This is a genomic window from Streptomyces subrutilus (genome assembly GCF_008704535.1).
Taxonomy (GTDB): domain Bacteria; phylum Actinomycetota; class Actinomycetes; order Streptomycetales; family Streptomycetaceae; genus Streptomyces; species Streptomyces subrutilus.
This window is the reverse complement of the sequence record NZ_CP023701.1, coordinates 7459059-7473876: the sequence shown is the minus strand read 5'-3', so window position 1 is coordinate 7473876 and position 14818 is coordinate 7459059. Positions and strand designations below refer to the sequence as shown.

Here is a 14818-nt window from a genome sequence, read left to right as displayed (position 1 = left end):
ATAACAGTCCGATCATCCGACCCCGCACCCGGTCGGCGCCCGCGTCAGGCGTCCGGGCCGGGCGGCGCTGATCCCCGCGACCGGGCCCGGTGCCCCGGCGCGCTTCCGGGGACCGCGCGGGGGACGGGTCCCTCGACCGCGTGGGCAGCCGCCATACGGGTCAGGTCCACGGTCAGCGAGTCGAGCCAGGTCGTGGTGGTGAAGAAGAGCGGGGGCGCGTCCAGGTCGGAGTCCGAGGCCTGCGGCCCGCCCGCACCCGCTCCCCCGCCCCGGGAGACCCGCCCGCCCTCGCCGCCCGCGACCACCGACCCGGCCACCGGTCCGACCACCGACCCGGCCACCGGTCCTGCCTCCGCCCGGGGCCCCTCGGGTACGTCGAAGCGCGCCGCGGCCAGCGCGAACCCCTCCGCGACCCAGGCCCCGTACGCCCTGAGCCGGGCGTCCGCCCGCGGGTCCGGCGGCGAACCGTCGGCCGCGGCCGTGAGCACCCGCCGCGCGCCCCACAGCACGTGGTGGCCGGACATGAGCGCGCCCTGCCAGTCCGGCGTCGGCCCGGCCGCCCGCTGGGCCTCCCCCTGGTACTGGGCGTACGCCGTCTCGGCGAGCGCCAGCGCGTGCTGGACCCCGGGGTCGTCGTCCCGGTCCGGGAGGGGCCCGGCCCCGGAGCTGACGGCCTTCGTGGTGGCCGCGACATCGGCGGCGGCCGCCCGCAGCAGCCGGGCCACCGCGCGCCCCAGCTCGTCGTGGGCCCCGCGGGGCCACGCGAACAGCCCGCAGACGATGCCGATGACGCTCCCGATCAGTACGTCGAGGAACCGGACCTCCGCCAACTGCCAGGTGGCCGGTGCCAGTTGCGCGAACACCACGGCGACGACCAGGGTGAACATGGCCTGGGCCCAGCCCACGCCGCGCACCGGTCCCACGGTGAAGGCGACCAGCATCAGCGGCGGCAGCAGGTACGCGTACAGCGTGCTGGCCTCGCCGGCCAGGGCGAGCACGCTGCCGGCGGCCAGGGCGCCCATGCAGGTGCCGATCAGTGCGGTGCGGACCGTGGAGCGGGTCTGGACGGCCGTGGTCCGGGTCAGCGAGAGGACCGCGAGCATGGCCCAGAAGCCATGCGGCAGCGAGTCGAGCCCGGCCACGACGCGGGCCACGCCGAGCGCCAGGCTGATCCGCACCGCGTTCTGGAAGTGGACGGACCGCGGACCGGCGTTGCCCACGAGCCGGATCCACCACAGCCGGAGCGTGCCGGTGCGGGCGTACCAGAAGCGTCCGAAGTCCGTGTCCCCGACGGCGCCGCGCCCCCGGACGGCGATGTCCGCGGCGGTGCCGAGGACCAGCGCCGCGTCCGCCACCTCCAGCAGGGCGGCGTGCCTGCGACGGTCGGCGGGGGCGCAGGGCACGTGATCGGCGCTCTCGGCGCGCACCCGCAGCAGCGTGCGGGCCGCCTCTCCCCCTCCCGCCCCCTCCCCCGTGGCGCCCGCGGCGAGGAGCGCGGCCGTCTCGCGCGCGGCCCGCTCCACCGACCGGGTCAGCCGCAGCTCCGCGGCCTCCGGCCGGGTGCCCGGACGCGGGGCGGGCAGGGCCCGCAGCCGGGACAGCAGGGTCCGTGCGGCCAGCCCGGTGTGGGCCAGCGCGCGTTCGCGCACCCCGGGGCCGGCCGGTCGCTCCGCTTCGGGGACCGAGGACGGCCGCAGCGCCTGGGCGGACGCGGCGGCGTGGGCGGAGACGGCCGTGGGCAGGGCGTACGGCGGCTCGCGCAGCACGGCGGCGCACCGGGCGGCGGCCCGGACGGCCTCGGCGGCCCGGTCGCGGTACGAGGGGACGCGCGGGTCGGGCAGGACGAACGCCTCGGCGAGGATCAGCAGGACGAGCCCCGTGAGGGTGCCCAGCAGCCGCTCGCCGAGTTCGCCGGGGGCGTACGGGGGGAAGCAGGGCAGGATGTAGAGCAGTTGGAGCCCGGGGGCGGTGCCGGCCGGGCGGGGGCCGCCGGCCGCTCCGAAGGCCAGGCAGAAGCCGATGAGGAGCATGCCGGCCACAGCGGTCCAGGTGCGGACGGCGAGCAGGGTGCCGACGGTCACCAGGGCGCAGGCCACGGGCAGGGCGCTGACGAGTTCGGCGGACCGCTGGCGGCCGGTTCCGGGGATCCGGGCCAGCGCGGCCAGTGCGACGGCCGCGAAGAGCGCGTACGTCGCCGCGGTCGGCCGGTCCAGCAGGTGGAGGAATCCGTAGAAGCCGATGCACGCGGCCAGGGTGACCCGGACGGAGCGGCGGGCCGCGGCGGGCACGGGGCCCGTGCCGTCCCGCAGCAGGACGATCGCGGCGGCCGCCCGGGACCGGGCGGAGACCGGCCCGGAGGTGAGCGCGGGCGACCGGCGGCGGGACCGTGTGGCCCTGCTGCCGCCCTCCGTCGCTTCCGCTTCCGCGGCCGCGTCCCTGCCGTCTGTGCCGTCCATGCCCGTCCGCCCGACGACGATCGGTTCCGGGTTCCAGGGTCCCACGGTCGGCGCGCCCGGGCATTCGCGAACGCACACGAGAAGTGATCATCCCGTGGAGACGGTTCGAAGAGTGTGACCGTCCCGGGGAGCGGACGAGGAGTTCCCTTTAAGAAACCTTGTTGAATATCCCCGAGAGTCGATGTGACCTTGAATCACCTCCGCGAATCGGTCAGGGTTTCGAACCAACTCCCGGAGATCTTTCGCCTCCGGAGGGTTTGCGCGACAACGCTGTGACGCCCCACACGTCAACACGAGGAGAACCCTCTTCATGTCAACTCACCAGCACGCACGCACCGGTTCCCGCGGATTCCGCATCGTGGCCGTGATCACGGGAGCCGCGACCGTAGCGGGCGTGACCATGCTGCTCTCCCCCCTCGCCGGTGCGGCCACTCCGGCCGAGGGCACGGTCTACGGCCTCGGCGCACCCGGCGCGCTGAGCGGCAGTTACATCGTCATCCTGGACAAGTCGGCGGACAAGAAGGCACTTGCCAAGAAGTACGGCGGCGAGGTGAGCCGCGAGTACGGCTCGGCCGTCAACGGCTTCGCGGCGACCGGCCTTTCGGAGCAGGACGCCAAGCGCCTCGCGGCGGAACCGACCGTGGGCAAGGTCGTCCAGAACAAGAAGTTCTCCATCAACACCACGCAGGAGAATCCGCCTTCCTGGGGTCTCGACCGCATCGACCAGGCCGACACGGCCGGCGACGAGAAGTACACCTACCCGGACGCGGGCGGTGACGGCGTGACGGCCTACGTCATCGACACCGGTGTGCGCATCACCCACAAGGACTTCGGCGGCCGCGCCGAGCACGGCTTCGACGCCGTGGACAACGACGACAGCGCGGACGACGGCAACGGCCACGGCACGCACGTCGCCGGGACCATCGCGGGCACCTCCCACGGGGTGGCCAAGAAGGCCAAGGTCGTCGCCGTCCGTGTCCTCGACGACAACGGGTCGGGCACCACCGAGCAGGTCGTGGCGGGCATCGACTGGGTCACGCAGCACCACAGCGGTCCCTCGGTGGCCAACATGAGCCTCGGCGGCGGCGCCGATGAGGCGCTCGACGAGGCGGTGCGCCGGTCGATAGCCTCCGGCGTCACCTTCGCCGTCGCGGCGGGCAACGAGTCGGCCGACGCCGGCCAGGGTTCGCCCTCGCGGGTCCCCGAGGCCGTCACCGTGGCGTCCAGCACCGTGGACGACGCCCAGTCCTCGTTCTCCAACTTCGGTTCGGTCGTCGACCTGTACGCCCCGGGCTCCGACATCACCTCGGCCTGGAACGACAGCGACACCGGCACGAAGACCATCTCCGGCACCTCGATGGCGACCCCGCACGTGGTCGGTGCCGCCGCCCTCTACCTGGCCGGACACAAGGACGCCACGCCCGCCCAGGTCGCGCAGGCCCTGACCTCCGGTGCCACCGCCGGAAAGATCACCAACCCCAGCGGCGGCACCCCCAACAAGCTGCTGAACATCTCCGCCGAGTAGCACCCGCCCCAAGGGCCGAGGCCCGCCGCACCCGATCGGGTGCGGCGGGCCTCGGCCGCGTCAGGTGCGGTCCCCGCAGCAGGTGCGCGGGTCAGCAGGTCAGCGGGTCAGCCGGTCCACGGCTCCCACACCGCCCGGTTGCGCTCGACCCACTTCTCGGCGGCCTGCTCCGGCGGCAGCTTCTCCTCCGCGATCATCAGCGACACCTCGTTCTGCTCCTCCACGGTCCAGTGGAACTTCTTCAGGAAGGCGGCCGCCTTCCCCCCGGACTCGGCGAAGCGCGTGTTCAGGTACTTCCGCAGCGGGGTGTGCGGATAGCCGCAGGCCACCTTCTCCGGGTCGGCGTCGCAGCCCTGCTGGTACTCGGGCAGCTTCACCTCCGTCATCGGCACCCGCTCGAACAGCCACTGCGGCTTGTACCAGTAGGTCAGGAAGGGCTTGCCCTCCTTGGCGAACTGCTTGATCTGGGTGATCTGCGCGGCCTCGGACCCGGCGAAGACGACCTCGTAGTCCAGGTCGAGGTTCCTCACCAGGGCCTTGTCGTTCGTGACGTACGACGGCGAGCCGTCCATCAGCTGGCCCTTGCCGCGGCTCTCGGGCGTGCGCAGCTGGTCCGCGTACCTGTCCAGGTTCTTCCAGTCCGTGACGTCGGGGTGCCGCTCGGCGAAGTAGGTGGGGACGAACCAGCCGATGTGGCCCGTCACCCCGAGGTCGCCGCCCGGGGTGACGGTCTTCTTGTCCGTGACGTAGCGCTTCTCCTGCTCGGGGTGGCCCCAGTCCTCCAGGATCGCGTCGACGCGGCCCTGGCTGAGCGCGTCCCAGGCGGGGACCTCGTCGACCTGGACCGTGTCCACGCGGTAGCCCAGCTCGTGTTCGAGCAGGTAGGAGGCGACGGCGGTGTTCGCCTGCGCGCCGACCCAGGACTGGACCGAGAGCGTGACGGTCTTCGCGCCGCGCGCGGCGGCGTACGGGGAGGACTGGCGCGTCATGTCCGCCGCGCCACAGCCGGTGAGCACGGCGAGGGCCGTGCCCGCGGCGAGGGCGGCGGCCACCGTGCGGGTGCGGCCGGTTCCGGGGTGTCGGGCGGGCATCTCAGGCCTCCTTCGCGGGCTGGGTGACGCGGTCGAGCAGCAGGCCGAGGCAGACGATCGACGCGCCGGCGACCAGACCGGTGGCGAGGTCGCCCTGGGCGAGGCCGAGGACGACGTCGTAGCCGAGCGCGCCGCCGCCCACGAGTCCGCCGATGATGACGACGGCCAGTACCAGCACCACCGCCTGGTTGACGGCGAGCAGCAGGGCGGGCCGCGCGAGCGGCAGTTGCACCTGCCGCAGCAGCTGCGAGCGGGTCGCGCCGAGGGAGCGGGCCGACTCGACGGCCGCCGGGTTCACTTCGCCCAGGCCCTGGGTGGTGATGCGGATGACGGCGGGCAGCGCGTACACGATCGCCGCGGCCGCGGCCGGGGCGCGCCCGACGCCGAACAGCGCGACCACGGGGATGAGGTAGACGAACTGCGGCATGGTCTGGCACACGTCGAGCACCGGGCGCAGCAGCCGCTGGGCGCGGGCGCTGCGGGCGGCGACGAGGGAGATCGCGAAGCCGAGCACGAGGGTGACGGCGACGGCGGCCAGCACCTGCGAGAGGGTGTCGAGGGAGGGCTCCCAGACGCCGAGGACGCCGATGGCGGCGAGGGCGAGGACGGCGGTGAGCGCGGTGCGCCAGGTGCCGACGAGGAGGGCGAGCGCGCCGGCGAGCAGCAGGAGCAGCCACCAGGGGGCGGCCTGCAGTCCGGTGCGCATCGGGTCCAGGATCCAGCCGGTGAAGCGGGCGGCCCAGTCGGCGGTGCCGCCGATGACGGGGACGCCGGTGTAGAGGTGGGCGGTCATCCAGGCGACGGCCCGGTTGACGGGCTCCGCGATCGGCACGAGCCAGGAGTCGGGCCACAGGGCGGCGCCCGCGATGCGGCCGGCGACGGCGGCCGCGACGGCCGCGAGGACGGTCAGCAGCCGCCCGTACCAGCCGGCGAACACCCGGCGCAGCAGGCTCCGTTCGCGCGCCGGACCCGGCGTGGAGGCGCCGAGTCGGTTGCCGGCGGCATCGGCGGTGCGGTCGAGGACCACGGCCAGCAGCACGATGGGGATGCCCGCGGCGAGCGCGGCGCCGACGTCCACGGAGGCGAGGGCCTGGTAGACGCGGTCGCCGAGGCCGCCGGCCCCGATCACCGAGGCGATGACGGCCATGGACAGGCCGGTCATGATGGCCTGGTTGACGCCGAGCAGGAGCTGTCGGCGCGCGAGCGGGAGCCGTGCGGTGAACAGCCGCTGCCGTCCGGTGGCGCCGAGCGAGGCGGAGGCCTCCAGCACTCCGGCGTCGGCCTCGCGCAGGCCGAGCGCCGTGAGGCGGGCCATGGGCGGGGCCGCGTAGACGACGGTGGCGAGGACGGCGGCGGGCACGCCGATGCCGAAGACCAGCACCATGGGGAGCAGGTAGGCGAAGGCGGGCAGGACCTGCATGGTGTCGAGGACGGGGCGCAGGGCGCGGTCGGCGCGCGCGGAGAGGCCGGCGGCGAGCCCGAGGAGCGCGCCGACGACGACGGCCGCGCCGACCGCGACGGCCATCAGTGCGAGGGTCTGCAGGGTGGGCACCCACATGCCGAGGAGTCCGCAGGCCACGAACGAGGCGACGCAGGTGAGGGCGAGCCGCAGGCCGGCGAGACGCCAGGCGAGCAGGCCGGCGAAGGCGGTGACGCCCAGCCAGCCGGCGGCGAGCAGGACGCTGTACACGGCGCGGACGCAGATCACGACGGCGTTGCTGACGTGGCCGAAGAAGTAGAGGAAGAGCGGGTGGCTGTCGCGGTTGTCGATGATCCAGTCACCGGCCCTGCCGAGCGGTCCGGAGAGGTCGACGGCCAGTGGGGCGGGCCAGCTGCCCGCGCCCGGGAACAGCAGGGCGAGCGGGACCAGCGCCGCCGCGACGACGGCGAGCGGCAGGAGCTTGCGGGCGGCGCGGTGGCGGAGCAGCGGGCGCTGCGGGGAAGGGGCCGGGTCGGCGGCGCCGGAACGGCCGGGGCGGCTCTCGGCCTGCGCCCGGTCGGCGGTCGCGGTCGCGGTGGCGGACCCGGGTCCGGTGGGGGCGCGGCCGTGGGAGGTGCGGCCGGGACGGCTCGCGTCCCGGTCTCGGGGGTCCGCGGGCTCGTGGGGTCCGCGTACGGAGGGAGCGGCCGAGGTCACGCGCCCCACCTCCCGGCTCCGGGAGCGGGGACGGTACAGGGGGGTCGTCGCCTCACGCGGCCACCTCCCGCCGGGTCGCGGCCGGCAGGCCGGCCACCACCGCGAGGAGGGCGGCGTCGTCGACGATGCCCAGGCAGCGGCCGCGCTCGACGACGCGGGCCGGGCCGCCGCTGCGCGCGACGGCCTCGATGGCGTCGACCACGGTCGTGGTGGGGGCGAGCGCCGGGCCGCGCTCGGACTCCCCGACGGCGGCGGGCCGCATGGCGCTGCGCACGGTGAGCACCTGCTCGCGCGGGACGTCGCGGACGAAGTCCCGTACGTAGTCGTCGGCGGGCGAGCCGACGATCTCCTCGGGGGTGCCGAGCTGGACGATCCGGCCGTCGCGCATCAGGGCGATCCGGTCGCCGAGGCGCAGTGCCTCCGCGAGGTCGTGGGTGATGAAGACCATGGTGCGGCCCTCGTCGTGATGGAGGCGCGCGACCTCGTCCTGCATCTCGCGCCGGATCAGCGGGTCGAGCGCGCTGAACGGCTCGTCGAACAGCAGGACTTCGGGGTCGGCGGCGAGGGCGCGGGCGAGCCCGACGCGCTGCTGCTGGCCGCCCGAGAGCTGACCGGGCCGGCGGTCCTCCAGCCCTTCGAGGCCGACCTTGGCGACCATGTCGGCGGCCCTGGCGCGGCGCTCGGCGCGGCTCACGCCCTGGATCTCCAGGCCGTAGGCGACGTTGTCCATGACGGTGCGGTGCGGCAGCAGGCCGAAGTGCTGGAAGACCATGGCGGCGCGGTGACGGCGCAGGGAGCGCAGCCGGCCCGCGTCCATGGCGAGGACGTCCTCGCCGTCGATGGCGAGGGTTCCGGCGGTGGGCTCGATGAGCCGGGTCAGACAGCGCACCAGGGTGGACTTGCCGGAGCCGGAGAGGCCCATGACGACGAAGACCTCGCCCTTGCGGACGTCGAAGGTGACGTCGCGGACGGCGGCGGTGCAGCCGGTGCGCTCGCGCAGTTCGGCGGCGGGGAGGTCGGCGTGCTCGGAGCCGGGGACCTTGGCCGCGGCGCCCTTCGGGCCGAACACCTTCCACAGGCCACCGACGGAGAAGACGGGGGTGGCCTCGGCGCCGGTCGTCGCCGGTTCGCACGTCGCTGCGTCCATCGGGTTCACCGGTTCTCGCCTCCCAGCAGTTCGGCGGCCTTCTCGCCGACCATGAGCACTCCGATCATCGGGTTGACCGCGGGCATCGTCGGGAAGACGGACGCGTCCGCGATCCGGATGCCGTCGAGGCCGCGGACCTTGAGGTCCGGTCCCACGACGGCGGTCTCGTCGTCGGCGGCGCCCATCTTGCAGGTCCCCGCCGGGTGGTAGACGGTGTGCGCGACCGAGCGGGCGTAGCTGCTCAGCGCCTCGTCGCTGGTGACCTCCGGTCCGGGACAGACCTCGCGCTTGAGCCAGCCGGCGAGGGGCTGGGTCGCGGCGATCTCGCGGGCCAGCTTGATGCCGTCCACCAGCGTGCGGCCGTCGTAGTCGTCCTCGTCGGTGAAGTACCGGAAGTCGAGGGCCGGTTTGACCTCGGGGTCCGGGCTGGTCAGGTAGAGGCGGCCGCGGCTGCGCGGCTTGGGGATGTTCGGGGTCAACGAGACTCCGTGCGCGGGCCGTTCGTAGCCGAGGCGCTCGGGGTTGTCCGTGAAGGGGATCTGGTAGAAGTGGAACATCAGGTCGGGACCCGGGGATTCGGGGTCGCGGCGCACGAAGAGTCCGGCGTCGCTGTCCATCGCCGAGTTCTCCGGTATCGGCCCGTCCGTCTCCCAGACGATCACGGACTCCGGATGGTCGAGCAGGTTCTCGCCGACGCCCGGCAGGTCGTGGGCGACGGGGATGCCGAGGGCTTCGAGGGCCCCGCGCGGTCCGATTCCGGAGTGCAGCAGCAGGCGCGGGGTGTCGACCGCGCCGGCGCAGACCAGCACCTCGCGGCGGGCCCGGACCAGGGAGCGGGTGCCGTCCTGGGCCCGTACGTGCACGCCGCGCGCCCGGGTGCCCTCCAGTTCGAGGCGGTACGCCCAGGTCTCCAGCAGGATCCGGAGGTTGGGGCGGCGGTCCATCACCGGGTGCAGGTAGGCCACCGAGGCCGAGGAGCGCTTGTTGTCCTCGGGGTGGTAGGCGAGGTCGAAGAAGCCGGCCCCTTCGTGGAAGGGCTTGCGGTTGAAGCCCTCGACCCGGGGGACGCCGAGTGCGGCCCGGGCCGCGTCGACGAAGTCGCGGGCGATGGCGTTGCGGTCCTGCTCGGCCACCGGAACGATGTGGTTGAGGAGGCGGTCGAAGTACGGTTCCATCGCCGCCGCGTGCCACCCGTCGGCGCCCGCCCGCGACCACTCGTCCCAGTCGGAGGGCAGCGGCTTGAAGGCGATGAGGGTGTTGTGGGAGGAGCAGCCGCCGAGGACGCGGGCCCGGCTGTGCCGGATGTGCGAATTGCCGCGCGGCTGCTCGGTGGTGGGGTAGTCGTAGTCCAGCTCGCCGCCGAGCAGGCCCATCCAGCGGCGCAGGGTGAGCACGTCGGGGCGGTCGACGTCGCTGGGGCCGCCCTCGATGACGGCGACGGTGACGTCGGGGTCCTCGGTGAGGCGGGAGGCGATCACCGAGCCGGCGGTGCCGCCGCCGACGACGACGTAGTCGTACTCCAGGGTGACGGATCCGCCGGGTGCGGCCGGCCCGGGCTCCTGGTGCGCGGCGGCGGCCGGGCTGGTGCCGGGTGCGGGCGCAGCGGGCGCGCGGTCCCGGTCGGTCGCGTGGTCCGGGTGCTGCCCGTACCGCGGGTGCTGCGCGTCCGTGGTCGTCTCGTTCATCTGGGTCATCCGGTTGTCCCCCTTCAGCCCGCGAACCAGCGCACGGGGCGCGGGGCGAGGTTCTGGTACACGTGCTTTGCCTCCTGGTACTCGGCCAGTCCGGCCGGTCCGAGCTCCCGCCCGATGCCGGACTTGCCGAAGCCGCCCCATTCGGCCTGCGGCAGGTAGGGGTGGAAGTCGTTGATCCAGACGGTTCCGTGGCGCAGCCGGCCGGCCACGCGGCGGGCCCGTCCCGGGTCGGCCGTCCACACGCCGCCCGCGAGTCCGTACTCGGTGTCGTTGGCGAGGGCGACGGCCTCGTCCTCGGTGCGGAAGGTCTCGACGGTCAGGACCGGGCCGAAGACCTCTTCCCGTACGACGCGCATCCCGCGGTGGCAGCCGTCGAGGACGGTCGGCCGGTAGAAGTAGCCGGGGCCCTCGGGCCGCAGGCCGCCCGCGCGCAGCACCGCCCCCTCCGCCAGGGCGGAGGCCACGTACTCCTCGGTGCGGGCGAGTTGGGCGGCGGAGACCAGCGGGCCGCACTCGACGCCGGGGTCGGTGCCGCGGCCGAGGCGGATCAGGTCCGCGCGCCGGGCGAGTTCGGCGACGAAGCGCTCCCGCAGCGGTTCCTCGACGATCAGCCGCGAACCGGCGGAGCACACCTGGCCGCTGTGGATGAACGCGGCGTTGAGGGCCTGGTCGACGGCGGTGTCGAAGTCCTCCTCGGTGGCGCAGGCGTCGGCGAAGACGACGTTCGGGTTCTTGCCGCCCAGTTCCAGGGCGACCTTCTTGACCGAGTCCGCGGCGGCGCGCATGACCTTGGTGCCGCTGGTCAGCCCGCCGGTGAAGGAGACGAGGTCGACCCCGGGGTGGTCGGCGAGGCGGGCGCCGACCGGGTCGCCGGCGCCGGTGACCAGGTTCGCCACGCCGGCCGGCAGTCCGGCCTCCACCAGCAGCTCGATGAGGGCGACGGTGGTCAGGGGGGTGATCTCGCTCGGCTTGACCACGAAGGTGTTGCCCGCGGCGAGGGCCGGGGCGATCTTCCAACTGGCCTGGAGCAGCGGATAGTTCCACGGGGTGATCAGGGCGCAGACACCGACCGGCTCGTGCACGACGACGCTGTGCACCTCCGGCGAGCCCGCGTCGACCACGCGCCCGGCGCTGCCGCCCGCGGCGAGGTCGGCGAAGTAGCGGAAGGCCGCGGCCACGCAGTCCACGTCCACCCGGCCCTCTTCGAGGGTCTTGCCCGCGTCCCGGCTCTCCAGCAGGCCGATCCGCTCGCGGTCGCGGTCGAGCAGGTCCGCGGTGCGGCGCAGCAGTGCGGCCCGCTCGGCGACCGGGGTCCGCGGCCACTTTCCGCCGTCGAACGCGGCCCGGGCGGCGGCGACGGCCGCGTCGGTGTCCGCGGCGGCGCCCTCGGCGACCACGGCGAGCACGGTGGCGTCGACGGGGTCGAGGACTTCCCGGGTCGCCCCCGAGATCGCGGGCCGCCATTCTCCGGCGATGTGAATCGTCTGCTGCTCCGACACGACGCGCTGTACCTCCGGTTCCGACACCGCGGCGGACCCGCGGTGATCTTGCATCACCCGCGGTTGCCCCTTTCCCCGACCCGCATGTCCCATCCGCCACGGGAAGTGACGGGGCTCACGCCGCGTTGCCCCGGGCCGGTGGCCGGGCTTGACTGGAGGGTGGCGCACGGGCGGGTGCCCGCCCCGCCCGGTTGCGCGCCGGGAGGCAGCCATGACCACGCACGCCGCACGGTCGTCCTTCGACCCCACCCGGGTCGCCCACCTCTCCGGGCGGTACGCCCCGGTGACCGAGGAGGTCGACGAGGTGGGCCTGGCCGTGACCGGCGAGCTGCCGGACGACCTGGACGGCCTGTACCTGCGCAACGGCCCGAATCCGCGGTTCAGCCCGATCGGCTCGTACCTGTACCCGATCGACGGCGACGGGATGCTGCACGGCGTGTGGATCTCGCAGGGCGCGGCCCGCTACCGGAACCGGTTCGTGCGCACGCCCGCGTTCCTCGCGGAGGAGCGGGCGGGGCGGGCCCTGTGGGGCGGCTTGGAGTCGATGATCGTGCCGGGCGAGGCGGACGTCGGTCCCGACCTCGCCGGGACCTTCCGGGACCTGCCGGACATCAACGTCGTCCGGCACGGCGGGCGGCTCCTGGCCCTGGCCGAATCCGGGTGCCCGTTCCGCCTCACCCCCGGCCTGGAGACCGTGGGGCCGGAGACCTTCGGCGGGGCCCTGCCGGCCGGGATCACCGCGCACCCCAAGGTCGATCCCGCGACCGGCGAGATGGCGGTGTTCTGCTACGCGCTGGAGGAGCCCTTCCTGACCTGGTCGGTGATCGGTCCGGAGGGCACGGTCCGGCGCGGCCCCACCCCGGTCGCCGGTGTGGACGAGCCGATGATGATCCACGACATGGCGCTGACCGAGCGGTACCTGGTGCTCGTCCTGGCCCCCGCCTTCTTCGACATCGCGGGGGCGATGCGGGGCGGTTCACTGATCGACTGGCGGCCCGGGCAGGGGACGCGCACGGCGCTGATCCCGCGCGACGGCGGCCCCGTGCGCTGGACCGCGGACGAGGCCTTCTGGCTGTGGCACACGGTGAACGCGTACGACGAGGGTCCCGCGGGCGACGTCGTCCTGGAGTACGTGCAGTGGGACCACCTCGGCCTGGGCCCGGGGGGCGGCCCGAACCCGGGCGGCCTGGCCCGCGCCGTGTTCGACCCGGCCGCGGGCTCGGTGCGCCGGACTCTGCTGGACGACGCGCCGGTCGAGTTCCCGCGCGTGGACGACCGGCTGATCGGGCGCCGCCACGGGCCGGTGGCCGTGGCGGCCGAGACGGGCACGCTGGACCTGCGGCCCTCCGAGTACGACGCCCTGCGCTGGTACGACACGGCGGGCGGCGGCTCCCGGACCTGGCGGGCGGGCGACCTGTCGGTGGGCGAGCCCGTGTTCGCCCCCGCCGCGGGCAGCGGGCCGGGCGACGCCGGACGGGGCTACTGGCTGACCTTCGCGACCGACCGTACGGACGCCACCAGCTGGCTGCTGGTGTTCGCGGCCGAGGATCCGTCGTCCGGACCGGTGGCCCGGGTCCGCATCCCGGTCCGGGTCCCGCTGGGCCTGCACGGCGCCTGGCTCCCCACCGAGGAGTGAGCGGCCCGTCGGGGCGGGGGTGCGGGGCCGGTCGGGGCGGGAGCGTTCAGTGCGCCGCGCGCCCGGGCTCAGGGGTGGCTTCGCCCCCGTCCCCCTGGCGTTTGAGGTGGCGGGCGAGCCAGCCGCCGACGACGATCAAGGCGGCCCCGAGCCACCACAGGTGCCCCTCGAAGACCATGACGGCGATGCCCACGGGGACGAGCAGGCCGGCCAGCGGGGCGAAGAGGTCGGACAGCGACGGCACCCGCCGGTCCCCGCGGGCGCGGGCCCGGACGACGTCGGGGTACCAGGCCGTGAAGCGCAGGGCCGCGACGATCGCCAGGATCTGGATGATCCATCCCGTCCAGACGTTGCCGGGGTCGTGCAGGACCAGGTCGCCGTAGGCGCCGGCGAGGGCGGCCACCAGGAAGGCGGCGCCCCACGCCCCGGTGATGAGGTGGTTGGTCCGCAGGAAGGAGGGCTTCTTCCAGTAGGCGGGGTCGACCCGCTCCCGGGCGTACTGGAGGGTGAAGGGCGTACCGACCGCCATGGAGCCGAAGGCGATGAGCGTCAGGGCGATGTTGGAGACCTCGCCCGCGTACGTCTCCAGCCAGCGGTGCGTACCGGGGCTCGCGACCAGGCCGATGACGGCCATCACCGCGAAGAAGACGGCGTCGGACACTTCGAGGATCTTCACGGAGGCGCCGCGGTGGCTCATCTGGTGGCCGACGACGAGGGCCAGCGAGATCAGCAGCGCCGCCCCCACCGCCCATTCGAAGCGTCCCGGACCCACCAGGAGCGAGAACACGATCCAGGGGGACATCCCGACGAGCGGGCTGTCCGGGATCCCCGCCACCCGTTCACGGAGCGGAGTCCCGGACCCGCCTGCGGTTGCGGAACCCGGAGCGGGATCGGGATCGGCTGCCTGCGCCATGGGCCTGACCTTCCTGCCGCGCCGCCCCCGGGACCACTTCCAACGTACGCCGGGGGGCCGGGCCCGGCAGTCAGAGGAGCGGCGGCTCGGCCGGGCGCGGCTCGGAGCAGGGGTCCGTCCCCGCGGGCGCGGCGCCGTCGCAGGCGCCGCCGCCCCGGGCGGCCTCCGTGCACAGGGCCCCCTCCACCTTGCCCAGCAGGCGCGCGAGCTCGGTCCGTTCGGACGCGTCGAGGCCGGCCAGGGTCTGGCGCTCCAGCTCGCCCCAGGCCCGGCGTACCTCGACGAGCAGCCCGCAGCTGGTGTCCGTGGCCTCGACGAGGGAGGCGCGCCGGTCGGCGGGGTCGGGACGGCGGCGGACGTGGCCGGCGTGCTCCAGGCGCTGGAGCATCTTGGTCACCGTGGAGGGGTCGAGGCCGACCGCCTTGATCAGTTCGGCCTGGCGCACCGGCCCGGTGTCCCACAGGTGCATCATCAAGAACTCCTGCCCCGGGTGCAGTCCCAGGTCGCGCAGGGCGCGGCCCGCCGCGATCCGGTGGAGCCGGGACACCCGGCTGATCGCGTGGCTGACCGGCCCGTCCAGTACGGCGCTGGGCGCTCCCGCCGCACACGCCGAGGGGGTGGTGCGAGGCTCCCGAGCGGTTTCCGCGGTCATGGCGGCGCTCCTCCTTCGTGTGCGGGCCGGATCGGTCCTGGCCGGGACCGCTTTCCAGCGGCCCGCGT

At 74.5% G+C, this 14818-nt stretch carries 10 protein-coding genes; 2 read left to right on the top strand and 8 right to left on the bottom strand.

Translation table 11 applies throughout. The features are described 5' to 3' along the window. Positions 1–44: 44 nt before the first annotated feature. A complete protein-coding gene (locus tag CP968_RS33220; protein WP_150521496.1) occupies positions 45–2456 on the bottom strand; it encodes an FUSC family protein in 2412 nt (803 codons plus the stop codon). A 310-nt stretch (positions 2457–2766) separates the two neighbouring features. On the opposite strand from CP968_RS33220, the gene CP968_RS33215 reads away from it, so the two are divergent. Continuing rightward, on the top strand, positions 2767–3981 hold the full coding sequence (locus tag CP968_RS33215; RefSeq protein ID WP_150521495.1) for a S8 family peptidase: 1215 nt from the start codon (positions 2767–2769) through the stop codon (positions 3979–3981). A 107-nt stretch (positions 3982–4088) separates the two neighbouring features. Here CP968_RS33215 and CP968_RS33210 read toward each other — a convergent pair whose 3' ends face one another. From CP968_RS33210 to CP968_RS33190, 5 genes are all read right to left on the bottom strand, one after another. Then, on the bottom strand, positions 4089–5072 hold the full coding sequence (locus CP968_RS33210; protein ID WP_150521494.1) for an ABC transporter substrate-binding protein: 984 nt from the start codon (positions 5070–5072) through the stop codon (positions 4089–4091). 1 nt (position 5073) lies between these two features. Then, on the bottom strand, positions 5074–6999 hold the full coding sequence (locus CP968_RS33205; protein ID WP_150522288.1) for an ABC transporter permease subunit: 1926 nt from the start codon (positions 6997–6999) through the stop codon (positions 5074–5076). 262 nt (positions 7000–7261) lie between these two features. After that, a complete protein-coding gene (locus CP968_RS33200; RefSeq protein WP_150521493.1) occupies positions 7262–8356 on the bottom strand; it encodes a quaternary amine ABC transporter ATP-binding protein in 1095 nt (364 codons plus the stop codon). A 5-nt stretch (positions 8357–8361) separates the two neighbouring features. Continuing rightward, entirely contained in the window at positions 8362–10050 is a 1689-nt protein-coding gene (locus CP968_RS33195; protein WP_229886710.1) for a GMC family oxidoreductase, read from the bottom strand. A gap of 14 nt (positions 10051–10064) precedes the next feature. Then, on the bottom strand, positions 10065–11603 hold the full coding sequence (locus tag CP968_RS33190; protein WP_150521492.1) for an aldehyde dehydrogenase family protein: 1539 nt from the start codon (positions 11601–11603) through the stop codon (positions 10065–10067). 157 nt (positions 11604–11760) lie between these two features. On the opposite strand from CP968_RS33190, the gene CP968_RS33185 reads away from it, so the two are divergent. Beyond that, the gene (locus tag CP968_RS33185) at positions 11761–13185 is read left to right on the top strand and encodes a carotenoid oxygenase family protein (RefSeq protein WP_150521491.1); all 1425 of its coding nucleotides are present in this window, start codon (positions 11761–11763) and stop codon (positions 13183–13185) included. Between the two features lie 46 nt (positions 13186–13231). Here CP968_RS33185 and CP968_RS33180 read toward each other — a convergent pair whose 3' ends face one another. Both CP968_RS33180 and CP968_RS33175 read right to left on the bottom strand, forming a co-directional pair. Next, entirely contained in the window at positions 13232–13987 is a 756-nt protein-coding gene (locus CP968_RS33180; protein ID WP_229886708.1) for a hypothetical protein, read from the bottom strand. 181 nt (positions 13988–14168) lie between these two features. After that, positions 14169–14750, bottom strand: a complete 582-nt coding sequence (locus CP968_RS33175) for a MarR family winged helix-turn-helix transcriptional regulator (protein ID WP_150521489.1) — start codon at positions 14748–14750, stop codon at positions 14169–14171. Between the last annotated feature and the right edge of the window lie 68 nt (positions 14751–14818).